This is a genomic window from Micromonospora sp. WMMD812 (assembly GCF_027497215.1).
Taxonomy (GTDB): domain Bacteria; phylum Actinomycetota; class Actinomycetes; order Mycobacteriales; family Micromonosporaceae; genus Micromonospora.
This window is the reverse complement of the sequence record NZ_CP114904.1, coordinates 2,329,158-2,352,544: the sequence shown is the minus strand read 5'-3', so window position 1 is coordinate 2,352,544 and position 23,387 is coordinate 2,329,158. Positions and strand designations below refer to the sequence as shown.

The following is a 23,387-nucleotide window of genomic DNA, read 5'->3' as shown; positions in this document are numbered from 1 at the left end:
TCTTGGTACGAGAAGGCCCCTCCAGGGGCGCTCTCGTACCAAGATCTCAACGGGCGGGACCGCGCGGATCGCGCGGAATCAGCGGAGGCGGGGCAGGATCTTGCGCTGGTAGAGGTCGAACAGGCCCTGGGTGTGCGGGCCGGTGTTGGCCACGTAGACCTCGTCGAAGCCGGCCTTGGCGAACTGGTCGATCATCTCCAGGTGCGCGTCGGCGTCATTGCCGCAGACGAACGACTCCTTCATCATCTCCGGCTTGACCAGCTGCGCGGCCTGCTCGAAGTGGCGCGGCGAGGGCAGCACCTGGGACAGCTCGCCCGGCACGCCGGAGTTCGGCCACCGCTCGTACGCGATCCGCGCCCCCTCGTCCTCGCTGTCGGCGTACGCCGCCTTGAAGCCGGCCTGGCACGGCTTGTCGCCGCCACCACCGTCGCGGAACCGCCGGACCAGGTCCGCGTCCGGCTTGGTGCTGATGTACCCGTCGCCGAGGCGGGCGGCCAGGTCCACCGACTTGGGGCCGAACGCGGAGACGTAGATCGGCGGCGGGGTGTCGGGCAGCGTGTAGACGCGGGCGTGCTCGACGGTGTAGTGCGCGCCCCGGTGGTTGACGAAGCCGCCGCGCCACAGCTCGCGCATCACCTCGATGGCCTCCTCCAGCATCTCCAGCCGGACGTCGGCCTGCGGCCAGTGGTCGCCGAAGATGTGCTCGTTGAGCGCCTCGCCGCTGCCGACGCCGAGCACGAACCGGCCGGAGTGCAGCACCGCGCTGGTCGCGGCGGCCTGGGCGAGCACCGCCGGGTGGATCCGGACGGTCGGGCAGGTGACCGCGGTGGTCACCGGCAGCCGGCAGACCTGGCTGAGCGCGCCGATCATCGACCAGACGAAGGAGCTCTGCCCCTGGGCGTCCACCCACGGGTGGTAGTGGTCGGAGATCCAGAGCGCCTGGAAGCCGGCCCGCTCGGCGCCGCGCGCCTGCTCGAGCAGTTCGGCCGGCCCGTACTCCTCACTGGACAAAAAGTATCCGATCTTCATGGCGCTCCCTCGCGGTGTGTACCGGGTCAACGACGGAAGCGGTACCCCGGCCACCGACGGCCACACCCGCGCGGCCGTGTGGCCCGGGCGCCGGCTCAGCGCCGGCGGAACATCGCGCGGATCGCCGCGAGCAGGAGCAGGGCGCCCACCACCAGCCCGAGCAGGCGTACGCCGGGGATGTCGGCCGGGCTCGTCGCGTCCGCGAGCAGCGTGGGGTCCATGCCCGCACTCTGCCCACCGTCGGCCCGGCGGGCAACTGTAAGGTTTATTGACTATTTGATCGCCTGGTGTGACCATGGCAGCACCGCCCGCCGGGCGGGCCGCCTCAGCGCGGAAAAGGTGGGGTACGGGGGGCGCATGAGCGAGCGCAGCGAGCGGACGGACGGGCGGGGCGCTCCGGCGCCGGCCGCCCAGACGCACCGGCGGGAGACGTCCGCATGAGCGTTCCGGCGTCGCATCTGGCCACGCTCGCGGCGGCCGTCCTCCAACCCGGGTTCGTCGGCACCACACCGCCGCCCTGGGTCCGCCGGTGGCTCGGCGAGGGGCTCGGGTCGGTCGTCCTGTTCGCGCGCAACGTCGTCGACCCCGGCCAGGTCGCCGCGCTCACGGCCGAGCTGCGCGCGGAGCGCCCCGACGTCGTCGTGGCGATCGACGAGGAGGCCGGCGACGTCACCCGGATCGAGTCCGGCCGAGGCAGCTCGCGGCCAGGCAACTTCGCCCTCGGCGCGGTCGACGACCCGGCGCTGACCGAGGAGGTCGCGCGGGACCTCGGCGCCGACCTCGCCGGCCTCGGCATCACCCTCGACTACGCACCGGACGCGGACGTGAACTCCAACCCCGCGAACCCGGTGATCGGTGTCCGGTCCTTCGGCGCGGACCCGGCCCTGGTGGCCCGGCACACGGCCGCCTGGGTCCGCGGGCTCCAGGCCGGCGGCGTGGCGGCCTGCGCGAAGCACTTCCCCGGCCACGGGGACACCCGCGTCGACTCGCACCACGACCTGCCGGTGATCAGTGGCGACCGGGCCCGGCTTGACGCCACCGAACTGGCCCCGTTCCGCGCCGCGGTGGCGGCCGGCGTCCAGGCGGTGATGACCGGCCACCTGTTGGTGCCGGCACTGGACCCCGTACTGCCCGCCACGTTGAGCCCCCAGGTGCTCGGCGGGCTGCTCCGCGACGAGCTGGGCTTCTGCGGCGTGGTGGTCACCGACGCGGTGGAGATGCGGGCGGTCGCGGGCCGATACGGCTACGCCGGCGCCGCCGTGCGGGCCCTCGCGGCCGGCGCGGACGCGATCTGCATCGGCGGGGAGCGGGCCGGCGAGGAGGACGCCCGCGAGCTGCGGGACGCCATCGTGGCCGCGGTCGTCGCCGGTGAGCTGCCGGAGGAGCGCCTCACCGAGGCGGCCAAGCGGGTCCAACAGCTCGCCGCCTGGACCGTCGCCGCCCGGGCCGAGCGCCCCGCCCGCGCCGGTCTCCCGGCCGACACCTCGGCCGTCGGGCTCGCCGCCGCACGGCGCGCGCTGCGGGTCACCACCGCGCCGGCCGGGGCCGGGACGCTGCCGCTGACCACCCCGGCGCACGTCGTCGAGTTCGAGCCGCCGCGCAACATCGCGATCGGGGCGGAGACCCCGTGGGGCATCGGCGCGCCGCTCGCGGACCTGCTCCCCGGCACCACCACCCGCCGGTACGCCCAACCGGACGTCCCGGCCGACCTGACCGCCGGAGTCGACGGACGCCCGGTGGTGCTGGTGGTCCGCGACCTGCACCGGCACGACTGGATGCGGGCCGCGGTGAGCCGGGCGCTGGTCACCCGGCCGGACGCGGTCGTGGTCGAGTTGGGCGTGCCCGAGCTGGTCACCGGCTCCGTGCACCTGGCCACGCACGGGGCGACCCGGGCCAGCGCGCGGGCCGCCGCCGAGCTGCTGGCCGGCCTCGACTGACCGCCGCCGGCCCCGGCTGAGCCGGGGCGTCGCCCGACCCGCCGGCCGACGTCGGCGGGTCAGGGCTGGTCGGTGACCAGGGCGGCGTACTCGGGGTGCCGGTCGATGAACGCGGCCACGAACCGGCACTGTGGCACGACCCGGCCGCCGCGTGCGCGTACCTGGTCGAGGGTCTGCCGGACCAGGGCCGACCCGACGCCCATGTTCTGGAACCGGGGGTCCACCTCGGTGCGCGTGAAGACCAGCACCTCGCCCCGGAGTTCGTACGCGGCGAACCCGGCCAACGCGTCGTCGACCAGGATCTCGAACCGCTGCTTGGCGGGATTGTCCTCGACCAGGGTGCTCACCCGGCCATTGTCGCCGTCCCGGAGGCCAGGCGGCCCAGTTCGGCGAGCAACAGGTCCACCTCGTCGGCCGTGTTGTAGTGGTAGATGCTGGCCCGCACCGCGCCGCCGGTATCACGCAGGCCCATGGCGGTGAAGTACTCGTAGGCGTAGTAGTCGCCCGCGGAGAGGCAGAAGCCGCCCGCGCCCAACGCCGCCTGCGTCCGCGCGGGGGACATCCCGGCGAGGCGGAAGGAGACCGTGGGCCACCGCCGGGCCGGGGAACCGTAGACGGTCACCCCGGGCAGCGCGGTCAGCCCGGCGATCAGCCGCTCCAGCAGTGCCTCCTCGTGCGCCTGCGCGGCGGCGAGGCTGGCCCGCAGCCGGGAGCGCCGGTCGCCGGTGGCGTCCGCGTCCAGCCCGGCCAGGTGGTCGACGGCGGCGGCCACCCCGGCGAGCAGCGGGAAGCTCGGCGTGCCGTACTCGAAGCGCTCCGGCACCGCGTCGGACGAGGGGATGAGCTTCGCCGGGCGCAACTCCGCCCAGCGGCCCGGGTCGGCCACCATCGCGGCCAGGTGCGGCCCGGACCACTTGTACGCGCTGGTGACCAACACGTCCGCGCCGAGCGTCGCCAGGTCGATCGGCGCGTGCGGCACCGCGTGCACGCCGTCCACGACGACCAGCGCGCCGACGGCGTGGGCGGCCTTGGCGATCGCCGGCACGTCCGGGACGGTGCCGATCGCGTTGCTGCCCGCGGTGACCGCGACCAGCCGGGTCCGCTCGGTCACCAGGTCGGCGTACTGCCCGGCGGGCAACTCGCCGGTGCCCCGATCGAACTCGGCCCACCGCACGGTGGCCCCGGCCGCCTCGGCGGCCTGCACCCACGGCCGGACGTTCGCGTCGTGGTCGAGCCGGGAGAGGACCACCTCGTCGCCCGGGCGCCAGCCCGCGCCGACCGTGCGGGCCAGGGTGTAGAGCAGCGCGGTGGCGCTCGGCCCGAATACCACCCCGGCCGCGTCCCCACCCACCAGGTCGGCCACCGCCGCGCGGGCCGCGGCCACCAGCTCCAGCGAGCGCCGGCCGGGCTCGAACGCGGTGCTGCGGTTGCCGGTCGCGGCGCGCATCGCCGCGGCGACCGCGTCGACCACCGACCCGGCGGTCTGGGTGCCACCGGCACCATCGAAGTGCACGAAACCCTCGGTCAGGGCGGGGTAACCGGCCCGCACCCGGGCGATGTCGAACGGCATGCCGCGACCCTAGCCGTCGCGGGCGACGGGCTCGTTCGCGGGCGTCTCGTACCCTTGGCCGGGTGACGAACCGACCCGGTAACTCCCCGCTGACCCCCACCCGCCGCGTCGCCGGCCTGCTGGCCGGCCTGGCGCTCGGCGTCGCCGTGCTGGCCGGCTGCAGCTCCGAGGGCGCCGACACCGACTGCAGCATCGCCGGCTCCTGCACGGTCACCTTCCAGCGCGGCGTCGACGCGAGCGCCAGCATCCTCGGCGTCGACGCCAAGCTCGTCGGCGTCGAGGGCGACCAGGTGACCGTCGAGGTCGCCGGAGAGCAGGTCACCCTGATCGCGGGCCAGCAGGCCGCCGACGTGGGCGGCCTCGCGGTCACCCTGGACAGCGTCACCGACCAGGAGATCAAGATCAAGGTTTCGCAGGGTTCCGGCAGCTGACCCCGCCGCGGGCGGCGGCGGCCGACGTTTGGGGATCTTCGCAATCGGAGATTGTGGCGCCATGTCACTCACCCGCAACGCCGAAGCCACCGCCGCCCGCACGGCCGACAGCAGGTGGCTGGAACTTCTCGCCCGGGCCGGCTTCATCGGCTACGGCATCGTGCACCTCCTGTTCGCCTGGCTGGCGTTGCAGATCGCGTTCGGGCACTCCGCCGCCGACGGCGACCAGTCCGGCGCGCTGCGTACCCTCGCGGCCCAGCCGCTCGGCAAGGTCCTCGTGATCGCGACCGCGATCGGCCTGCTCGCCATGGCGATCTGGCAGGCGCTGGAGGCGGCCGTGGGGCACCGCGCCGAGCGCGGCAAGGAGCGGGTCTGGGAGCGGCTCGCGTCGGCCGGGCGCACCCTGGTCTACCTCTACTTCGCCTGGACCGCGTACAAGGTCTTCTCCGACGCCGGCTCCAAGTCCGCCGACCAGCAGGAGGCCCTCACCGGGCAGGCGATGACCTCCACCGGCGGTCGCTGGCTGGTCGGCCTCGCCGGGCTGGTGCTCGCCACGATCGGCGTCGGCCTGGTGATCTACGGTCTGGTCAAGCGCTTCGAGAAGCATCTCAAGACCATGGAGATGAGCCCGCGGATCCATCGGCTCGCGCGCCGGCTCGGCATCGCCGGCTACGTCGCCAAGGGCATCGCGTACGGCATCGCGGGCGTGCTGGTCATCGTCGCCGCCGTCACGTACGACCCGGAGAAGGCCCGCGGTCTTGACGCCGCGCTGCGGACGCTGCGCGAGCAGTCGTACGGCACCGTGCTGCTCTCCCTGGTCGCCCTCGGCATCGCCGCCTTCGGCACCTTCTGCTTCCTCCAGTCCCGCTACCGCAAGGTCTGAGCTGGTCGATACGGGAGACACCGGGCACCATAGGGCCTTTGCCCGAAGCCCCGTGGCGCCCGGCCGGAGGGAGAGAGCCTGTGCAGAGCTACCTCGGGACGGTCGTCGCCGCGCTCGCCGCGGCGGCGATCGCCCTCTTCGTGGTGGCGGTGGTACACCGGTTGACCCGTCGGTTCGGCCGCCGCTCGCGGCTGATGACCGAACTCACCGAGCACGCCCACCGCCCGTTCCAGGCCGCCGCCACCGTGCTGGCGGTCCAGTTCGCCGTCCGGTTCAGCACCGGCTACGCGGTCGGCACCCCGTGGCGGCAGATGCTGCTGCACCTGCTGGTGCTCGCGGTCATCGCCAGCGTCGCCTGGCTGGTCGCCGCGCTGCTGGTGGTGGTCGAGGACACCGCGCTGGCCCGGTTCCGGGTCGACGTGCCGGACAACCGGCACGCCCGGCGCGTACGCACCCAGGTGGTGATGCTGCGCCGGCTGACCATCGCCGTGATCGTGATCCTGGCGCTCGGCGTGATGCTGATGACCTTCCCCAGCGTCCGTGGCATCGGCGCCGGTGTGCTGACCAGCGCAGGTGTCGTCGGTGTGGTCGCCGCGCTGGCCGCGCAGAGTCTGCTCGGCAATGTCTTCGCCGGCCTGCAACTGGCGTTCAGCGACGCCGTCCGACTCGACGACGTGGTGGTCGTCGAGGGGGAGTGGGGCCGGATCGAGGAGCTGACCCTCAGCTACGTGGTCGTGCAGATCTGGGACGACCGCCGGCTGATCCTGCCCACCTCGTACTTCACCAGCACGCCGTTCCAGAACTGGACCCGGACCGAGGCGGCGGTGCTCGGCACGGCCGAGTTCGACGTGGACTGGGCGGTCCCCGTCCAGGCGATGCGTGAGGAGTTGCGCCGCCTGGTCGAGAGCACCGACCTGTGGGACGGCCGGGTGTGCGTGCTCCAGGTGACCGACGCGACCGGTGGCAGCATCCGGGTGCGCGCGCTGGTCAGCGCCGGCGACGCCGGCAGCCTGTGGGACCTGCGCTGTCTGGTCCGAGAGCACCTGGTCGCCTGGGTACGCGACCAGCGCCCGATGGCGATGCCGCGCGTCCGCACCGAGCTGGGCGACGCCGACAGCCAGCTGCCCTGGCAGTGGGTGCAGCCCCGCCGCGCGACCCGACCGCTCGCCGACGGCGAGGTGCCCGACGACGCGCGGCTCTTCGGCGGCAGCGACGACGGCGACGCCCGCAGCGAGGCCTTCGTCGGCCCGGACGAACCCGCCGACTCCCGCCGCTAACCCCGCCCCCGCCCCGCCCCCGCCCTGGTCCCGCGATCTTGCAGTTTCGGCCCAGTATTTGTCCCGCTACGCGGTTTTCACCGGGGCAGAAACTGCAAGATCGCGGGGCTGTTGGGTGCGCGGGTACGTGTCCTCTGCCCGGAGGGTGGCGTTTTCCGTGGCGGGGGGAGGCAATCGCCCGGTCCGGGAGGTTTGATCGGGCGGTTCCGGGGGACCTGCTGCCGGACGTCTCTCTCCGGATCCGGTGGGGCGCTACGCCCAGGATTGACGAGCGGCGACTCCGGGCATACAGCGCGGTGATGACGAAAGGAGGACAGCATGGCTGACGTGGCGAACGCCCGCACATCCCGCACCGGGAGCGAGCCCTCCACCGCCGAGCTGGTGCAACGGGCCACCGAGCAGATCTCCCGCCTGGTCCGGGACGAGCTGGCGCTGGCCCGGGCGGAGTTGACCCAGAAGGGCAAGCACGCCGGCATCGGCATCGGCCTCTTCGGCGGCGGCGGCGCGCTGGCGTTCTACGGCCTGGGCGCGCTGGTCCTCACCGTGGTGCTGCTGCTCGACCTGGCGCTGCCGGCCTGGGCCGCCGCGCTGATCGTCGCGGTCGGCCTCTTCCTGCTCGCCGGCATCCTGGCCCTGGTCGGCAAGCAGCAGGTCGGCCGCGCGGTCCCGCCGGTTCCGGCGGCGACGGTCCGTAGCGTCCGGGCGGACGTGGACACCGTGGCCGCCGCGGTGAAGGACGGGAGACGGTCATGACCGGCAACGGGCGGGGCGACACCGAGGCGCTCCGCGAGGAGATCCGGCGGACCCGGGTGGAACTGGGCGAGACGATGGAGGCGCTCGCGGCCAAGGCCGACGTCAAGGCCCGGCTCAAGGGGTCAGCCGAGCAGGCCCGGCAGCGGATGCGGGAGCAGGCCGCGCAGAAGTTCGCCCGCATGCGCGGCCAGGCGGGGCACACGGCCGGGGCGGCTCGGACGCAGACGGCGCAGAAGGCCGGCGCGGCCCGCGCGATGGCGCACCGGCCGGGCGACGTCCTTCGGGGTCCGGCGCCGTGGGCGGCGGTCGCGGCCGGCGCGGTGGCCACCGCGGTCGTGCTACTGATCCTTCGAGGGAGGCGCAGGTGAGCAAGGCCATCAACCGGGCCGCGTACAAGCCGGTCGGCGTGCTGCTGGGTCTCGCCGCCGGCACGCTCGCCGGCGCCATCTTCCGGCAGGTCTGGAAGATCACCGCGGGCGACGGCGAGGCACCCAGCGCCACCGACGAGGACCGTGCCTGGGGCGAGATCCTGGCGGCCGCGGCGTTGCAGGGCGCCATCTTCGCGGTCGTCCGGGCCGCGGTGGACCGCGGCGGTGCGGTCGGCGTACGCCGACTCACCGGACGCTGGCCGCAGTGACCGGCCGTTGACGTGCCGGCCCCCTTGCCATGTTCGATGGCAAGGGGGCCTTTCGCATGGTGGCGCACGCCCACCCAGCGGATCTCTGGCATCCGTCAGGTCACATGTCGGAGAATTTCGTCGGGTAGGCTGTGCAGAGTTTTTGCGTACGTGGTTTGCTGTTCCACGCTGTTGCGAGATGGCGTGGGTTGAGAGAAGTCTCCTTCACCGGGGGCCGCCTCAGGCGCCGCTGCTCGAAAACGGCCAACCGGCCGCACGGCGTGCTCGGCCGCCAGTTTTAGAAGGAGATACACATGGCGCAGGGAACCGTGAAGTGGTTCAACGCTGACAAGGGCTTCGGCTTCATCACCGTCGACGGCGGGGGTGCTGACGTGTTCGTCCACTTCTCGGCCATCCAGACCAGCGGCTACCGCACGCTGGAGGAGAACCAGCGGGTGGAGTTCGAGATCGCTCAGGGTCAGAAGGGCCCGCAGGCTGAGCAGGTCCGCCCCATCTGAGCAGTGCCGGCCGGCCCCCGCCGGCCAGTGGGCTGATCCGCCTACGGATCGACAGTGGAGCCCCGTATCCCGTCCTCGGGATACGGGGCTTTCCCATTCCCAGGCTTTCCCTTTCCCGGCCGCCGAGTGGACGTTCAGGGACGTCGGCGCCGGGCGCGCAGACCGATCCAGAGCACCACGATCCCGGCCAATGCCACGATCGGCCCGACCACCGCCCAGATCCGTTCGCCGGTCATCACGCTGCCGTCGACGAAACCCAGACCCTGGACCGTCCAGACGGCACCGACCACGATCGCCAGCAGACCGAGCGTGAGCGGAAACCAGCCCCTCATCGCGTCCCCCCTTCACCGCGTACCGGCTCTCCAGGATGCCCGGCGTGCCCGGCCGGGGCGAGGAACCGCCCCGGTGCGCCCCCGGCGAGGACCGGCCGCGGGCGGGTCACCACCGGCCGTGCACCTGCGGGCGGACCAACTCGTCGTAGACCTCGCGGACGCCGGCCAGCTGCTCGGCCGTGAGCGACGGCTGCGCGGCCGCGGCGACGTTGCGCCGGGCCTGCTCGGCGTCGCGGGCGCCCGGGATGACGACGGTGACACCCGCCTGATCCAGCACCCAGCGCAGGGCGAACTGCGCCATCGTGCGGTCGTCGCCGACGAGCGGCGCCAACCGGCGTACCGCCGAAAGCCCCAGGTCGAAGTCGACGCCGGAGAACGTCTCGCCGACGTCGAAGGCCTCGCCGTGCCGGTTGTAGGTGCGGTGGTCGTCGGCCGGGAAGGTGGTGCGCTCGTCGTAGCGGCCGGACAGCAGGCCGCTGGCCAGCGGCACCCGGGCGATGATGCCGACCCCGGCGGCCTCGGCGGCGGGCAGCACCCGTTCGACGGGCTTGTGGCGCAGGGCGTTGAGGATGATCTGGACGCTGGCCACGCCGGGCCGGGCGATCGCGGTGAGCGCCTGGTCGCAGGTCTCCACACTCACCCCGTAGCCTGCGATCGACTCCTCGGCCACGAGCGCGTCCAGGGCGTCGAAGACCGCGTCGTCGGCGAACACCGCGGTGGGCGGGCAGTGCAACTGGACCAGGTCCAGCCGGTCGGTGCCGAGGTTCTTCCGCGACCGGTCGGTCCACTCACGGAAGTGCGCGAGGGTGTACGCCTCCGGCCGCTGCTCGACCCGGCGGCCCATCTTGGTGGCCACGGTCAGCCCGTCGCCCGCCCGGGTCCGCAGGAAGCGCCCGATCAGCTGCTCGCTGCGGCCGTCGCCGTAGACGTCGGCGGTGTCGAGGAAAGTGACTCCGGCGTCGACGGCCGCGGCCAGGATGGCCATCGCGTCGTCCTCGGTGACCGTGCCCCAGTCGGCGCCGAGCTGCCAGGCCCCCAGGCCGACGATTCCGACGGTCCGCCCGAGCCGGCGGAAGGTGCGCTGCTCCATACCCCCGAGCCTAGTGATCGGCTTGCCCGCCCGACCAGACGGGCCGTACGGTAAACAAGACGGACGTACGGTTTGGGAGGCGCTCATGTGGGATCCGGCGACGTACCTGCGCTACGGCGACGAACGGTCCCGGCCGTTCCACGACCTGGTCGCCCGGATCCCGGCCGACCGGCCGGAGACGGTCGTGGACCTCGGCTGCGGCCCGGGCCAGCTCACCGCGACCCTGGCCGCGCGCTGGCCGGCGAGCCGGGTGCTCGGGCTGGACTCCTCGCCCGAGATGATCGCGCGGGCGGCAACGCTCGGCGCGCCGGTGGAGTTCGCCGTCGGTGACGTCCGCGACTGGCGGCCCGCGCCCGACGTCGACGTGGTGGTCACCAACGCGGTGCTCCAGTGGGTCCCCGACCACGAGGAGCTGCTGCGCCGCTGGGCCCGGGAGCTGCCCGCCGGAGCATGGCTCGCGATGCAGGTGCCGGGCAACTTCGACGCGCCCTCGCACCGGGCGCTGCGCGAGGTCGCCGCCTGCCCGGCCTGGCGGGACGACCTGGTCCCGCTGCTGCGGGAGGCCCCGGTCGGCGACCCGGTCGGCTACGCGGCGCTGCTGGCCGGTGCCGGCTGCGCAGTCGACGCCTGGGAGACTACCTACGTGCACCTGCTCCCGGCCCGCGCCGACGCCGCGCACCCCGTGCTCACCTGGATGGAGGGCACGGCGCTGCGCCCGGTCCGCGCGGCGCTGGACGCTCCGCGGTGGGCCGACTTCCGGGCCGAGCTGGAGGTACGCCTCGCCGAGGCGTACCCGGCACGGCAGGGCCAGGTGTACTTCCCCTTCCGCCGCGTCTTCGTCGTCGCCCGTACCGGCGCCCGTGTCGAGGAGAACCTGTGACCGAACTGTCCACCTTCATCGCCGGACTGCCCAAGGTGGAGCTGCACGTGCACCATGTGGGCTCCGCCTCGCCCCGGATCGTCGCCGAGCTGGCCGCCCGCCACGAGGGGCGCAGCCCGGTGCCGGCGGACCCGGCCGCGCTGGTCGACTACTTCGCGTTCCGCGACTTCGCCCACTTCATCGAGGTCTACCTCAGCGTCGTCGACCTGATCCGCGACCAGGAGGACGTCTGGATCCTCACCCACGAGGTGGCCCGCGAGCTGGCCCGCCAGCAGGTCCGCTACGCGGAGCTGACAATCACCCCGTACTCGCACGTGCGCCGCGGCATCCCCGCCCCGGCGTTCTGCGAGGCGATCGAGGACGCCCGCAAGCGGGCCGAGGCGGACTTCGGCATCGAACTGCGCTGGTGCTTCGACATCCCCGGCGAGGCGGGCCTGCCGGCGGCCGAGGAGACTCTGCGGATCGCGCTGGAGGAGCGCCCGGACGGGCTCATCAGCTTCGGTCTGGGCGGGCCGGAGATCGGGGTGCCGCGGCCGCAGTTCACGCCGTACTTCGACCGGGCCCGGGCGGCCGGGCTGCGCTCGGTGCCGCACGCGGGGGAGACCACCGGCCCGCAGACGGTCTGGGACGCGCTGCGCGACCTCGGCGCGGAGCGGATCGGCCACGGCATCTCCGCCGCCGACGACCCGGAGCTGCTGGCCCACCTCGCCGAGCACCGGATCGCCCTGGAGGTCTGCCCCACCTCGAACGTGCGGACCCGGGCCGTGGCCAGCCTCGACGAGCACCCGCTGCCCCGGCTGGTCGACGCCGGCGTGCTGGTCACCATCAACTCCGACGACCCGCCGATGTTCGGCACCACCCTCGACGACGAGTACGCGGTGGCGGCCCGGCTGCTCCGGGTCGGGCCGGAGGGGATCGCCGCGCTCGCCCGCGACGCGGTGACCGCCTCGTTCCTGGACCCGGCCGGCAAGCAGCGGATCGCCGCCGAGATCGACGCGTACCTGGCCACCGCGGGCCACTGAGCGCGGAACCGAACGCCGAAGGGTGGGCGCGCGGCGGGAGCTGGTGTGGGGGGACCGTCCTCCCGCCGCGCGCACGGCTCCACCGGCCGGTGGGTGCGCGAGGCGCTGACCGATGGAACTGATGGGTTCGTACCGAAATCCTCGCAGCCGGCGGCCCCGCCGGCGCCGTCGTTAACCCGGATCTAAGGAAGACTTGCGCCGCCCCACAGCCGACGGCGGGTCGACCGGTCGGCGCGACGCGGGGGCCGCGGGGCGCTGGTGCGACGCGGTGAGCTGCCGGGCCAGCCTGGCGCGGCGGGGTGTCGGTCAGTGGTCGGCGGGCCGCTGCCGGGGCCAGCGGCGGCCACCGGTCTTCTGCTCGCGGGCCTCCCGCGTCATCCGGCCGACCAAGCCGAACCGGCTGACCTGCCGGGGCGTCGCCTCCGGATCGGCGAGCAGCATCACCACGCTGGCCCCGCCGAGCCGCGCCCGGTCGATGCTGACCGAGCCGTTCGCCTGCAACGCCACCCGCTTCGCGATGTCCAGGCCGAGCCCGGTGGAACCCTGGTCGCTGGTTCCCCGGCGCAGCGCCCGGTCCGGATTGGCGATGCCCGGACCCGCGTCGTCGACGCGGATCGCCACGTACCCGTCCCGGCGCGAGACCGCCACCTCGAACGCGGTGCCCTGCGGCGTGTACCGGAACACGTTGCCGATCACCGCGTCCAGCGCGGCGGCCAGTTCGGCCCGCGGCACCGGCGCCGGCGTGCGCAGCTGTGCCCCGATCACCCGTTGCGGCCGGTTCTGGTCCCCGGCGAGGGCCGCCCAGAAGACCATCCGGTCCCGCACCACCTCGCTGACGTCGCACATCGCCGGGCCGGCGTCGTGGGCGGTGACCGCCTTGCGGGTGGTCTTGATCAGAACGTCGACCTCGCCCTCGAGGGTCACGATCGCCTGCCGGATCCGCCGGATCCCGCGTAGGCGGTCCAACTCGGCCTGGCTGAACGTGCCGACGCTGGTGTCGTCGGACTCCAGCGCCTCGGCGTCCAGCCGGAGCACGGTCAGCGGGGTGCGCAGCCGGTGCGACAGGTCGGCGACGAGTTCCCGTTCGTCCGTACGCGCCGCCACCAGGCTCTCGGCCATCCGGTTGAACGCGTGGCCGGCCTCGGCCAGCTCGCGCGGGCCGCTCGGCTCGACGCGCGCGCCGAGGTCACCCTCGCCGACCGCGAGCGCGGCGTCGACCAGCCCCCGGGTGGCGTCCACCGTGCGGGTGGCGACCCGGTCGACCACCACGACGGCCGCGCCCACCAGGACGCCGGCCACGCCGAGGAGCAGCAACCAGCGGACGCCGGCCCCGTCGCCCAGCGCGGAATCCGGCACGAAGACCTCGACCACCGCCACCCGGTCACCGAGCACCACCGGGTCGAGCCGGACCACGCCGCCGGCCACGTCGACCACGAGCGAGCGCCGGTCCGCGCGGGCCTGGTCCAGGTCGCCCGGGGTCGCCCGGCCGCCGCTGTCGTCGACGTCGAGACCGTGCACGACCGGACGGGTGGTCGGGTCGTCGCCGCTGGCCGCCACGGCCCGCTCGATCACGGCGGGATCGGTGCTGACCGCCAGCGCGCCGGTGACCAGCGCGCTACGCCGCGCCGCGTCGGCGATCGCCTCCTCCCGGGCCCGCTCGCCGAGGCCGAAGCCGAGCGGGACGAGGAAGGCGAGCGCCGCCAGGGCGCACATGCCGGCCGTGAGCAGGGCCAGCGACGTCCTCAGTCCGGCGCCACCAGCCGGAAGCCGACCCCCCGCACGGTGCGCAGGTAGCGCGGCTTCGCCGCGGACTCGCCCATTTTGCGGCGCAGCCAGTACAGGTGAACGTCGATTGTCTGGTCCTCGCCGACCGATGGCTGCCGCCATACCTCCTCCAAGAGTTCCCGGCGGGACACTACCCGGCCAGGCCGTGCGGCGAGATACGCCAACAGGTCGAATTCCTTGCGGGTCAGCGCCAGGGGCTCGCCGTCGAGCTGGGCGCTGCGCTCGCCGACGTCCACCCGCAGGCCGCCGACGACGTGCACGGCGGGCTGCACCGTACGGCTGGCCCGGCCGGCCCGGCGCAGCACCGTGGTGATCCGGGCGTCGAGGTGGGCGCCGGTGAACGGCTTCACCATGTAGTCGTCGGCGCCGGCGCGCAGCAGGCGGACCACCGACTGCTCGTCGTCGCGGGCGGTGGCGATGATGATCGGCACGTCCGTGATGCCGCGCAACATCCGCAGCGCGTCCGAGCCGTCGAGGTCGGGCAGGCCTAGGTCGAGCACCACCAGGTCCGGGGTCTCGGCGGCGACCCGGCGCAGCGCGTCCAGCGCCGTGCCGACGGCGTGCACCGCGTGCCCCCGATCGGCGAGGGAGCGCAGCATCGCGCCGCGTACGACGTGATCGTCTTCGACCAGGAGGACGGTGGCCACCCCAAGACGGTACTTGGCGTGGCAAGTTGATCGCGTTGCGGCGCACCTGCGAACCGGGCAAGCTGGTACGACGATGTCGTTCACGCTCTTCGCCGACAGCCGGCTGGCGCTCGCCAAGGACAGCCTCGCCGGTCTGTCGGTCGGTGACGCGCTCGGCGGGCGCTTCTTCGTGCCGGGCGGGCGGGTGGCGCCGTGGCGGGACGACCTGCCGCCCGGCCCGTGGGAATGGAGCGACGACACCGAGATGGCCGGCTCGGTCGTGACTGTGCTCGCCGACGCCCGGCAGATCGACCGGGACGCGCTGGCCAGCACGTTCGCCGCCCGTTACGACCCCGCGCGGCGTTACGGCGCCGGGGCGGTCGAACTGCTGGAGCTGATCCGGTCCGGGACGCCGTGGCCGGTGGCCGCCGCGTCCGCCTTCGACGGCCAGGGCTCCCTCGGCAACGGTGCCGCGATGCGGGTCGCGCCGCTCGGCGCGTACTTCGCCGACTCGACCAGCCGGGCGGCCGCCGAGGCCCGCGCCTCCGCCGAGGTGACCCACGCGCACCCCGAGGGGATCGCCGGCGCGGTCGCCGTGGCGGTGGCGGCCGCGCTCGCCGCCCGGGGCCGGTTGGACGGATCCCGCCCCGCCGCCGGCCGGCTGCTCGCCGGGGTGGCCGCCGCGGTGGACCCGGCCACCGAGGTGCACCGCCGCGTACGCCGTGCCGCCGACCTGCTCGGCCGCCCGCTGCCGCAGGTGGTCGCGGCGCTCGGCAACGGGTCCCGCGTGACCGCGCCGGACACGGTGGCCTTCACCCTGTGGGTGGCCGCGACCCGACTCGACGACTATCCGGCCGCGATCCAGGCCTGCGTCGAGGCGGGCGGTGACGTGGACACCACCGCCGCCATCGTGGGCGGTGTCGTGGCCGCGTACGGCGGCGTCGGCACCCCGGGCGGCGTACCCGCCGAGTGGCTCGCCGCCCGCGAACCCCTCCCACCCTGGCTCCCCTGACCCGCCGACGGCGCTGGGGCTGGGGCTGGACGGGTGATTCACTCCGGGTGGCCGATATGGCGGTGTCCGGGTGCGGGGGATTGCGCCATATCGGCGATCTGGATTGTTCGAACTCGGGGTGTCAGGTCGTTCGGTTACCGCGACTTCCCGGAAGCCGAGTGGACGAGGGTTGGGGTGGCATCGGACTGGCCCGGATCAGGGGCCAGCGGGGCCTCATCCCCGGTCGCGTCGGCGGGCTCGGCGGGTGCGATCCCGTCGTTCTCACCTCTGGCGGGATTGTCCGGCGCGATGGACAGGGTCGTGTGGGCGGTTCCGGCCCCCGTCTCGGGCTCGGTCGTGTGCCTGGTTCCGGTGCGGCTGTTCCGCTCAGTCGGGCGGGGCGAGTGCGCGGCGGAGGGGTCCGGCCTGTGGGTGGGCGCGATGCGGTCGTCCCGCTCGGTCGGGTCGTCGGGGTCGGTGGCCTCGGCCGGGGCGGTCGTGCCGCGGCGCCGCCAACGGCTCGCCAGCCAGCCGACCGCGACGCCGCCGCCGAGCCCGGCGAGCAGGCCCGCGGCGAGGAGCGCGTCGGCATTCCCGCCGGCGGTGTTCCCGGCGACCGCGTTTCCGGCCCGGGCGCCCGCCGCGTCGCCCGGCGCACCCGCTCCGCCGACCGCGCCCGCACCATCCGGCGCTCCCGCGTTGCCCGCCGCGCCCGGGTCGCCGGCACCGTCCGCCGGACCCGCGCCGCCGTTCGCCGCGCCGCCGTTCGCGGCGCCGCCGTTCGCCGCGCCGTGCCCGGCGTGGCCGGCCGGGCCGCCCGCCGCCCCCGGGGCCGCCGGCAGCAGGGTGAGCACCGGAGCCTTGTGCGCTCCGGCCGGGTCGGCCCAGCGCACCACAGTGCCGTCGGCGTACGTCTGGATCACGGGGAACGCGAGCCGGTCGGTTGCGGGCAGCGGGCCCATCGAGAGTGCCAGCCGCGCCGGGCCTGGCGCGGCCCCGTCGACCCGGATCCAGGTCACCGCCGTGGTGACCGTGGTGACCGTGCTCGAGTGGATGCCGCTCACCGGCTGGTCGAGCGTGCGGGAGCTGATCCGGGGCGCCCAGCCGGGCACCGACATCGGGTAGACCTCGGCGATCGGGGCGTCCGCCGGCAGCCGGATCTCGATCTCCCGCGTGCGGGTGCCGGGCCGCTCCTCGGGCACCACGAACTCCAGCCGGACCGCGTCGCCCTGCCGGGCCTGCCCCGGGGTGCTGGTCACTTCCGCCGCGTGCGCCGTACCCGGCCAGCTGAGCACCGCTGCCGCGGCCAGGGCGGCCACCACCCCGGCCCGGCGGCGGAGGTCGCCGCTGTACGTCATCGCCATCTCGCGTCCCCATCCGTGTCCACGCGACCGGTACCGGTCTCCGGCCACACCGGGTAGTTCGGCTCCCGGCCGCGAAAGGTTCAATCCACGGGCGAGACGTCCCCGACGGTTCCGCCGCGTCCCCGGTCGCGTGGGCCGGCCCAACGGGTCCGCGCCCGGCACCCGAGTGTCGGACCGTGACGGCTTGGCGTCCGGTGCGCGGGGCGGCGCGTGGCTGAGGCGTCGGCGATCGGCCGGGGCGGGGCGCCCGATAGCATCGGCGAGGGCCGTCAGCGCCCGATCCGTACCGTCTGCTGCGAGGAGTCACCGTGTCCGCACCCCGTACCCCCGCCGTGGCCGACCCCGTCGTCGTCGCCGCCGGGACCACGGCGGCCGACGCGGTGGCCGCGGCCGGGCTGCCCGCCAATGGCCCGAAGGCGATCGTCGTGGTCCGCGACCCTGAGGGCCGGCTGCACGACCTGGACTGGCGTCCGGCGACCGACATCGAGGTCGAGCCGGTCAGTCTCGACTCGCCGGACGGGCTGAACGTGCTGCGTCACTCCACCGCGCACGTGCTCGCCCAGGCGGTGCAGGACGTCTTCCCGGAGGCGAAGCTCGGCATCGGCCCACCGATCGAGAACGGCTTCTACTACGACTTCGCCGTCGACAAGCCGTTCCAGCCGGACGACCTGGCCAAGCTCGAGAAGCGGATGCAGGAGATCGTCAAGTCCGGCCAGCGCTTCCGCCGCCGCCGCTTCAGCAACCTGGACGAGGCGCGGGCCGAGCTGGCCAACGAGCCGTTCAAGCTGGAGCTGATCGACGTCAAGGGCGAGGGTCTCGACTCCTCGCAGGTGATGGAGGTCGGCGGCGGCGAGCTGACCATCTACGACAACCTCGCCGCGAACGAGGACAAGGTCTGCTGGTCGGACCTGTGCCGGGGCCCGCACCTGCCGAACACCCGGCTCATCGGGGCGTTCAAGCTGATGCGCTCGGCGGCGGCGTACTGGCGCGGGTCGGAGAAGAACCCGCAGCTGCAGCGCGTGTACGGCACCGCCTGGCCGACGCGCGACGCGCTGAAGGCGTACCTGAAGCTGCTGGAGGAGGCCGCCCGGCGCGACCACCGCAAGCTCGGTGCGGACCTGGACCTGTTCAGCTTCCCCGACGAGATCGGCTCCGGCCTGGCGGTCTTCCACCCGAAGGGCGGAATCATCCGGCGGGAGATGGAGAACTACTCGCGGCGTCGGCACGAGGACGCGGGCTACGAGTTCGTCAACAGCCCGCACATCACCAAGGCGCAGCTCTTCGAGACTTCCGGCCACCTGCCGTACTACGCCGACACGATGTTCCCGCCCATGCAGCTGGAGGGCGCGGACTACTACCTCAAGGCCATGAACTGCCCGATGCACAACCTGATCTTCAAGGCGCGCGGGCGGTCGTACCGGGAGCTGCCGCTGCGGCTGTTCGAGTTCGGCACGGTCTACCGGTACGAGAAGTCCGGCGTGGTGCACGGCCTGACCCGGGTGCGCGGCCTGACCCAGGACGACTCGCACATCTACTGCACCAAGGAGCAGATGCCGGGCGAGCTCAGCGCGCTCCTCACGTTCGTGCTGGATCTCCTGCGCGACTACGGCCTGGACGACTTCTATCTGGAGCTGTCCACCCGGGACGACTCGCCGAAGTTCATCGGCAGCGACGAGGACTGGGCGGAGGCGACCGAGGCGCTGCGCACCGCCGCCGAGCAGTCCGGCCTGGACCTGGTCCCCGACCCGGGTGGCGCGGCCTTCTACGGGCCGAAGATCTCCGTGCAGGCCAAGGACGCCATCGGCCGCACCTGGCAGATGTCCACCATCCAGGTCGACTTCAACCAGCCGGAGCGGTTCGGGTTGGAGTACCAGGCCGCCGACGGCAGCCGGCAGCGGCCAGTCATGATCCACCGGGCGCTCTTCGGCTCGATCGAGCGGTTCTTCGGGGTGCTCACCGAGCACTACGCGGGCGCGTTCCCGGCATGGCTCGCCCCGGTGCAGGTGGTCGGCATCCCGATCCGCGAGGACCACACCGACTACCTGCACGGCTTCGTCGCCGCGCTGCGGGCCGAGGGCATCCGGGCCCAGGTCGACGCGGGCGACGACCGGATGCAGAAGAAGATCCGTACGGCTCAGCAGCAGAAGATCCCCTTTATGGTCATCGCCGGCGACGACGACGTGGCGGCCGGCACGGTGTCGTTCCGCTACCGGGACGGCTCGCAGCGCAACGGCGTGCCGATCGCCGACGCGGTGGCCCACGTCCTGGATGTGGTCACCTCCCGCAGCAACATCGGGCCCTCGGCCGAGGCGTGACGCAGGCGTCCCGGGCCGCACCGATCCGTGCGGCAGGGGCGCGCCCGGGGGTGAGCGCCGCGCCCGCGCGCTCGGGGGTGAGCGCCGCGCCCGCGCGCTCGGGGGTGAGCGCCGCGCCCGCGCGCTCGGGGGTGAGCGCAGCGCCCCGGCGCGCCCGGGGTGAGCGCCGCGCACGCGCACGGGCATGATCGCGCAACAACCCGGATGTAGTGGCCTTCCGGGTAGTGGTAGGCCACTACATCCGTGTTCGAGCACGATCATGCTCGGGCGCGGCGGGCCGGGCGCAGCGGGCCGGGCGCGGCGGACGGCGGGAGGGCGTTCCGCTCCGGCGGCCGGGCTCGCCGGACTCAGATGCCGCAGTTCGGCGCCGACCAGGTCCGGGACGACTTGTGCGCGACGTGGGTGTGGTCGTTGTGGTCCGGGTAGCCGGGCCCGAGGATCTCGTTGAAGCCGTGGTTACGGGCCTGCTGGGCGAGCCGGCACAGCGAGTGTGGCCCGGCGCCCAGGTCGACGGCGTCGCCGTAGAGGTGCCGGCTGCTGGCCGAGCCACCGACCGCATTGTTGCAGGCGTGGCTGCGGAAGGCGCTGGTCACCACGATCTGCTGGTCGCCGAGGGCGTGCCGCATCGCCTGGAGCTTCCACATCGCCACCCGGGCGTTGAACTTGGCGGTGCTGGCGGACACCGCCCCGCCCGACCAGTCGCTGTTGCAGTCGTTGAGTTCCGCGTAGCTGAAGTTGACCGGGGTGCAGTCGTCGTCCTGCAACGCGTAGATCCGGTTGAAGGTCTGTGGCCCGGCGATGCCGTCGGCCGACAAGCCGTACGCCTGCTGGAACCGGGAGACCGCGGCCCGCGTCGCCGGCCCGTACGCGCCGTCGAGCGTGAGCACGTTGCCGTAGCCGGGGTAGCCCGCCACCCGGATCTGGAGCTGCCGGACGTCCTCGCCGGACATCCCCTCGGACAGGGTGCGTCCCCAGGTGTAACAGCCGTCGGCGTGTGCGGCGCCGCCACTGACGGTGACACCGACCACGGTGCTGACGATGCTCAGCGCGATGGCCGCGAGAAAGGTGCCGATTCGTCGGATCACTGATTCCTCCATCGAAAAATCTAAGTACACGAATGCACGGAAGTTTCAGCGCTGCGTGTTGAGCCGTCAACAACTTCCAATTCACGCGTAGTTGAACAGACGACATTCCGGTCGCCGGGTGGCGGCGGCCAGAGCCGGTGGGCGGTGACGGCGCGATCAGAGCCGGTGGGCGGTGACGGCGCGATCAGAGCCGGCGGGCACCGGCGGCGCGGCCTGAGCCGACCGGCGGTGCCGACGCGGCGCCGGTTCCGTGGCGGGTGCAGCGGTCACAGGTCCCCGGCCGGCGCGGCCAGAGCGGACCGGCGGTGACGCGGCGCCGACTCCCGCGGCGGGTGGCAGCCGGCACGGGTCGCCGGCCGGTCCGTAGGATCGCCCTGTGACTGGGGCGGAACGGCACACGGACAGCGGCGGGATGGCCGACGGCCTGGAGCGGCTCTGGACGCCGCACCGGATGACCTACATCTCGGGCGAGGACCGTCCCGCCGAGGGCTACGAGAAGCCGACCGGCTGCCCGTTCTGCCGGGCCCCGCAGCTGCCTCCGGAGGAGAGCCTGGTGGTGGCGCGCGGCGAGCACGTCTACGCGGTGCTGAACCTCTACCCGTACAACCCGGGCCACCTGCTGGTCTGCCCCTACCGCCACGTCGCCGACTACTCAGAGCTGGACGAGCCGGAGACCGCCGAGCTGGCCGCCTTCACTCAGACGGCGATGCGGGTGATCCGCAAGGTGAGCAACGCGCACGGCTTCAACCTGGGGATGAACCAGGGCGGCGTGGCCGGGGCGGGCATCGCCGCGCACCTGCACCAGCACGTGGTGCCGCGATGGGGTGGCGACGCCAACTTCATGCCGGTGATCGGCCGGACCAAGGTCCTGCCGCAGCTCCTCGGCGACACCCGCGACCTGCTCGCCCGCGCCTGGCCGTCCTGACCGCGCCCGGCACCGCGACCCCGCGCGGCGCCCGCGCCGCTCGGCCGCCCCGCTCGGCCGTCGCCTCGCCCCGCCGCGCTCGGCTACCGCGCCCGCCGCGCTCGGCTACCGCGCCGCATGCCCGGGTCGTTCCCGGGCGCGGCGCCCGCGCCGGCCCGGTCAGTTGCCGCGCAGCGCGGTGACCAGCTCCGGCCAGCTCTCCACCCGGTGTACGACGGGCAGATGGGCGGCGTGCGCCGCGACCTCGGCCGGCCGGGGGCGGAACAGATAGCGGTGCGGCACCGAGTCGAGGTAGCTCAGCACCTCGAGCTTGTCGTCGACGAAGTGGGTCAGCCCGAGCCGCCGGGCGATCGGCGCCTTCGCCGGCCGGGTCCGGCAGAAGTGCAGCCGAGACGTCGGAATCCCGGTCAGCCTGTGGAAGTCGTGGTGCGACAGCCACTCCCGGGTCCGCTGCTCGGTGGCCTCGCCGCACTTGCTGACCAGGTGCACCTCGTCGAACGCGCCGGCCAGCGCGGCCAGCGCGTCGAACACCCCGGCCACCGACGGCGTACGCAGGTAGTTCCTGCCGAAGAAGGAGGTGTCGGCGTCGTCGTCGGCCGGTTCGATGATCACGCCGCCGATGTCCACCCCGAGCCGTCGCATGCGGACGATCATGCCGCACCGGCCGCCGGACCGTCTTCCCCCGACCGGCCCCGCCGGGCTGCCGGACCGGGAGCGCCGCCCGCCCCGGTCGCGCCGGACCGCAGCCCGCCGGGGGCACTCCTGTCCACCCGCCCATCGGGCGGCCCGAACCGCTCCGGCGGGTCGCGGTCGCTGACCGTGCCCTCGCCCGGCGGGTCGCGTGAAGTGTTGCCGTCGAGCGGGCTCGAGGTGGCACGATCTTCCGATGGCAGTCGCGACGCGGTCGTTGGGACGCAGTGGCATCGAGGTCAGCGCCCTGGGCATGGGGTGCTGGGCGATCGGTGGTCCGTGGGCCGAGGGGAGCCAGCCGCTGGGCTGGGGCGCGGTCGACGACGAGGAGTCGGTGCGCACCGTCCGCCGGGCCCTCGACCTGGGCGTCACCCTCTTCGACACCGCCGACACGTACGGGGCGGGCCACAGCGAACGGATCCTCGGCCGGGCCCTCGTCGGCCGGCGGGACGAGGCGGTGATCGCCACCAAGTGGGGCTACACCTTCGACGAGGCGACCCGGCAGGCAACGGGCCAGGACGCCTCACCGGCGTACCTTCGCCGGGCGGTCACCGACTCGTTGCGCCGGCTGGGCACCGACCGGATCGACCTCTACCAGCTGCACCTCGCCGACCTGCCGGTGCCGCGGGCCGAGGCGCTCGTCGGCACGCTGGAGGAGCTGGTGGCCGACGGGCTAATCCGGTCGTACGGCTGGAGCACCGACCGCACCGACCGGGCCGCCACGTTCGGGCACGGAGCCGGCGGCGCGACCGCGGTGCAGCACACGCTCTCCGTGCTGCGCGACGCCCCCGAACTGCTCGCCGTCTGCGACAAGTACGACCTAGCCAGCGTCAACCGTGGGCCGCTCGGGATGGGGCTGCTCACCGGCAAGTACACGGCCGCGTCCACGCTGCCCCACGACGACGTACGCGGGCTCGCCCCCGGCTGGCTGGAGTGGTTCCGTGGCGGCCGGCCGGCGCCGGAGTGGCTGCGCCGGGTGGCCGCCGTGCGGGAGGCGTTGACCGCTGACGGCCGCACCCTGGCCCAGGGCGCGTTGGGGTGGATCTGGGCGCGCAGCGGGCGGACCGTCCCGATCCCCGGCTGCCGTACGGTCGCCCAGGTCGAGGAGAACGCCGGCGCGCTGCGCCGCGGCCCGCTCGCCCCCGACCACTTCGCCGAGGTGGAACGTCAGCTCGCCGCCCTGCGTACCGCCGCCCTCCGCGGCGCCGATCACCCCCACTGGCCCGTCCCGACCGTCCCCACCACCCACCCCTAACCACCGGCCCAGC

General features: G+C 73.9%; 25 protein-coding genes. 14 read left to right on the top strand and 11 right to left on the bottom strand.

Going from position 1 to position 23,387, the window contains the following annotated elements; genetic code table 11:
- Positions 1-78: 78 nt before the first annotated feature.
- A complete protein-coding gene (locus tag O7603_RS10645) occupies positions 79-1,029 on the bottom strand; it encodes a TIGR03557 family F420-dependent LLM class oxidoreductase (protein WP_281575530.1) in 951 nt (316 codons plus the stop codon).
- Positions 1,030-1,124: 95 nt separating this feature from the next.
- Positions 1,125-1,250, bottom strand: a complete 126-nt coding sequence (locus tag O7603_RS10640) for a hypothetical protein (RefSeq protein ID WP_281575529.1) — start codon at positions 1,248-1,250, stop codon at positions 1,125-1,127.
- A gap of 216 nt (positions 1,251-1,466) precedes the next feature.
- On the opposite strand from O7603_RS10640, the gene O7603_RS10635 reads away from it, so the two are divergent.
- Positions 1,467-2,966, top strand: coding sequence for a glycoside hydrolase family 3 N-terminal domain-containing protein (locus O7603_RS10635; protein WP_281575528.1), 1,500 nt, complete (start codon positions 1,467-1,469; stop codon positions 2,964-2,966).
- Positions 2,967-3,025: 59 nt separating this feature from the next.
- Here the strand turns inward: O7603_RS10635 and O7603_RS10630 are convergent, their stop codons facing one another.
- Together O7603_RS10630 and O7603_RS10625 are read right to left on the bottom strand one after the other, a co-directional pair.
- Positions 3,026-3,313, bottom strand: a complete 288-nt coding sequence (locus O7603_RS10630) for a GNAT family N-acetyltransferase (RefSeq protein ID WP_281575527.1) — start codon at positions 3,311-3,313, stop codon at positions 3,026-3,028.
- A complete protein-coding gene (locus O7603_RS10625) occupies positions 3,310-4,536 on the bottom strand; it encodes a cysteine desulfurase-like protein (protein WP_281575526.1) in 1,227 nt (408 codons plus the stop codon). Before O7603_RS10625 ends, O7603_RS10630 begins: the two co-directional genes overlap by 4 nt.
- Positions 4,537-4,598: 62 nt before the next feature.
- On the opposite strand from O7603_RS10625, the gene O7603_RS10620 reads away from it, so the two are divergent.
- The 7 genes from O7603_RS10620 (at position 4,599) to O7603_RS10590 (ending at position 9,014) form a co-directional block, all read left to right on the top strand.
- Positions 4,599-4,967, top strand: coding sequence for a hypothetical protein (locus O7603_RS10620; RefSeq protein ID WP_281575525.1), 369 nt, complete (start codon positions 4,599-4,601; stop codon positions 4,965-4,967).
- A gap of 61 nt (positions 4,968-5,028) precedes the next feature.
- A complete protein-coding gene (locus tag O7603_RS10615) occupies positions 5,029-5,850 on the top strand; it encodes a DUF1206 domain-containing protein (RefSeq protein ID WP_281575524.1) in 822 nt (273 codons plus the stop codon).
- Between the two features lie 80 nt (positions 5,851-5,930).
- Positions 5,931-7,127, top strand: coding sequence for a mechanosensitive ion channel domain-containing protein (locus tag O7603_RS10610; protein WP_281575523.1), 1,197 nt, complete (start codon positions 5,931-5,933; stop codon positions 7,125-7,127).
- Between the two features lie 318 nt (positions 7,128-7,445).
- Complete coding sequence (locus O7603_RS10605; protein WP_281575522.1) at positions 7,446-7,880, top strand: phage holin family protein; 435 nt, start codon at positions 7,446-7,448, stop codon at positions 7,878-7,880.
- A complete protein-coding gene (locus tag O7603_RS10600; RefSeq protein WP_281575521.1) occupies positions 7,877-8,248 on the top strand; it encodes a DUF3618 domain-containing protein in 372 nt (123 codons plus the stop codon). Before O7603_RS10605 ends, O7603_RS10600 begins: the two co-directional genes overlap by 4 nt.
- Positions 8,245-8,517: a DUF4235 domain-containing protein gene (locus tag O7603_RS10595; protein ID WP_281575520.1), complete on the top strand. Its 273-nt coding sequence runs from the start codon at positions 8,245-8,247 to the stop codon at positions 8,515-8,517. The genes O7603_RS10600 and O7603_RS10595 overlap by 4 nt, the downstream gene beginning before the upstream one ends.
- A 293-nt stretch (positions 8,518-8,810) precedes the next feature.
- Positions 8,811-9,014, top strand: coding sequence for a cold-shock protein (locus tag O7603_RS10590; protein WP_007075740.1), 204 nt, complete (start codon positions 8,811-8,813; stop codon positions 9,012-9,014).
- Between the two features lie 134 nt (positions 9,015-9,148).
- Here the strand turns inward: O7603_RS10590 and O7603_RS10585 are convergent, their stop codons facing one another.
- Both O7603_RS10585 and O7603_RS10580 read right to left on the bottom strand, forming a co-directional pair.
- Positions 9,149-9,346, bottom strand: coding sequence for a hypothetical protein (locus tag O7603_RS10585; protein WP_281575519.1), 198 nt, complete (start codon positions 9,344-9,346; stop codon positions 9,149-9,151).
- A 106-nt stretch (positions 9,347-9,452) separates the two neighbouring features.
- A complete protein-coding gene (locus O7603_RS10580; RefSeq protein ID WP_281575518.1) occupies positions 9,453-10,436 on the bottom strand; it encodes an aldo/keto reductase in 984 nt (327 codons plus the stop codon).
- An 85-nt stretch (positions 10,437-10,521) separates the two neighbouring features.
- On the opposite strand from O7603_RS10580, the gene O7603_RS10575 reads away from it, so the two are divergent.
- Together O7603_RS10575 and O7603_RS10570 are read left to right on the top strand one after the other, a co-directional pair.
- A complete protein-coding gene (locus O7603_RS10575; protein WP_281575517.1) occupies positions 10,522-11,316 on the top strand; it encodes a trans-aconitate 2-methyltransferase in 795 nt (264 codons plus the stop codon).
- Positions 11,313-12,338: an adenosine deaminase gene (locus O7603_RS10570; RefSeq protein ID WP_281575516.1), complete on the top strand. Its 1,026-nt coding sequence runs from the start codon at positions 11,313-11,315 to the stop codon at positions 12,336-12,338. The genes O7603_RS10575 and O7603_RS10570 overlap by 4 nt, the downstream gene beginning before the upstream one ends.
- 306 nt (positions 12,339-12,644) lie before the next feature.
- Here the strand turns inward: O7603_RS10570 and O7603_RS10565 are convergent, their stop codons facing one another.
- Both O7603_RS10565 and O7603_RS10560 read right to left on the bottom strand, forming a co-directional pair.
- On the bottom strand, positions 12,645-14,051 hold the full coding sequence (locus tag O7603_RS10565) for a HAMP domain-containing sensor histidine kinase (protein ID WP_281575515.1): 1,407 nt from the start codon (positions 14,049-14,051) through the stop codon (positions 12,645-12,647).
- Positions 14,052-14,080: 29 nt separating this feature from the next.
- A complete protein-coding gene (locus tag O7603_RS10560; RefSeq protein ID WP_281575514.1) occupies positions 14,081-14,770 on the bottom strand; it encodes a response regulator transcription factor in 690 nt (229 codons plus the stop codon).
- A gap of 73 nt (positions 14,771-14,843) precedes the next feature.
- Between O7603_RS10560 and O7603_RS10555 the strand changes: the two genes are divergently transcribed.
- On the top strand, positions 14,844-15,761 hold the full coding sequence (locus O7603_RS10555) for an ADP-ribosylglycohydrolase family protein (RefSeq protein ID WP_281575513.1): 918 nt from the start codon (positions 14,844-14,846) through the stop codon (positions 15,759-15,761).
- Positions 15,762-15,895: 134 nt separating this feature from the next.
- Here the strand turns inward: O7603_RS10555 and O7603_RS10550 are convergent, their stop codons facing one another.
- Positions 15,896-17,104 carry a DUF1775 domain-containing protein gene (locus O7603_RS10550; protein WP_281575512.1) on the bottom strand — a complete coding sequence of 403 codons (1,209 nt, stop codon included), beginning with the start codon at positions 17,102-17,104 and terminating at the stop codon, positions 15,896-15,898.
- 308 nt (positions 17,105-17,412) lie between these two features.
- Between O7603_RS10550 and thrS the strand changes: the two genes are divergently transcribed.
- The gene (gene thrS, locus O7603_RS10545; protein ID WP_281575511.1) at positions 17,413-19,419 is read left to right on the top strand and encodes a threonine--tRNA ligase; all 2,007 of its coding nucleotides are present in this window, start codon (positions 17,413-17,415) and stop codon (positions 19,417-19,419) included.
- A 347-nt stretch (positions 19,420-19,766) separates the two neighbouring features.
- Here the strand turns inward: thrS and O7603_RS10540 are convergent, their stop codons facing one another.
- The gene (locus O7603_RS10540) at positions 19,767-20,504 is read right to left on the bottom strand and encodes a D-Ala-D-Ala carboxypeptidase family metallohydrolase (protein ID WP_281575510.1); all 738 of its coding nucleotides are present in this window, start codon (positions 20,502-20,504) and stop codon (positions 19,767-19,769) included.
- A gap of 412 nt (positions 20,505-20,916) precedes the next feature.
- On the opposite strand from O7603_RS10540, the gene O7603_RS10535 reads away from it, so the two are divergent.
- Entirely contained in the window at positions 20,917-21,429 is a 513-nt protein-coding gene (locus O7603_RS10535; RefSeq protein WP_281576663.1) for an HIT domain-containing protein, read from the top strand.
- Between the two features lie 159 nt (positions 21,430-21,588).
- On the opposite strand, the gene O7603_RS10530 is transcribed toward O7603_RS10535, so the two are convergent.
- Positions 21,589-22,071 (bottom strand): hypothetical protein, encoded by a 483-nt coding sequence (locus O7603_RS10530; protein WP_281575509.1) that lies wholly within the window; start codon positions 22,069-22,071, stop codon positions 21,589-21,591.
- Positions 22,072-22,315: 244 nt separating this feature from the next.
- Here O7603_RS10530 and O7603_RS10525 point away from each other — a divergent pair, with 244 nt between their 5' ends.
- The gene (locus O7603_RS10525; RefSeq protein WP_281575508.1) at positions 22,316-23,374 is read left to right on the top strand and encodes an aldo/keto reductase; all 1,059 of its coding nucleotides are present in this window, start codon (positions 22,316-22,318) and stop codon (positions 23,372-23,374) included.
- Positions 23,375-23,387: the final 13 nt, after the last annotated feature.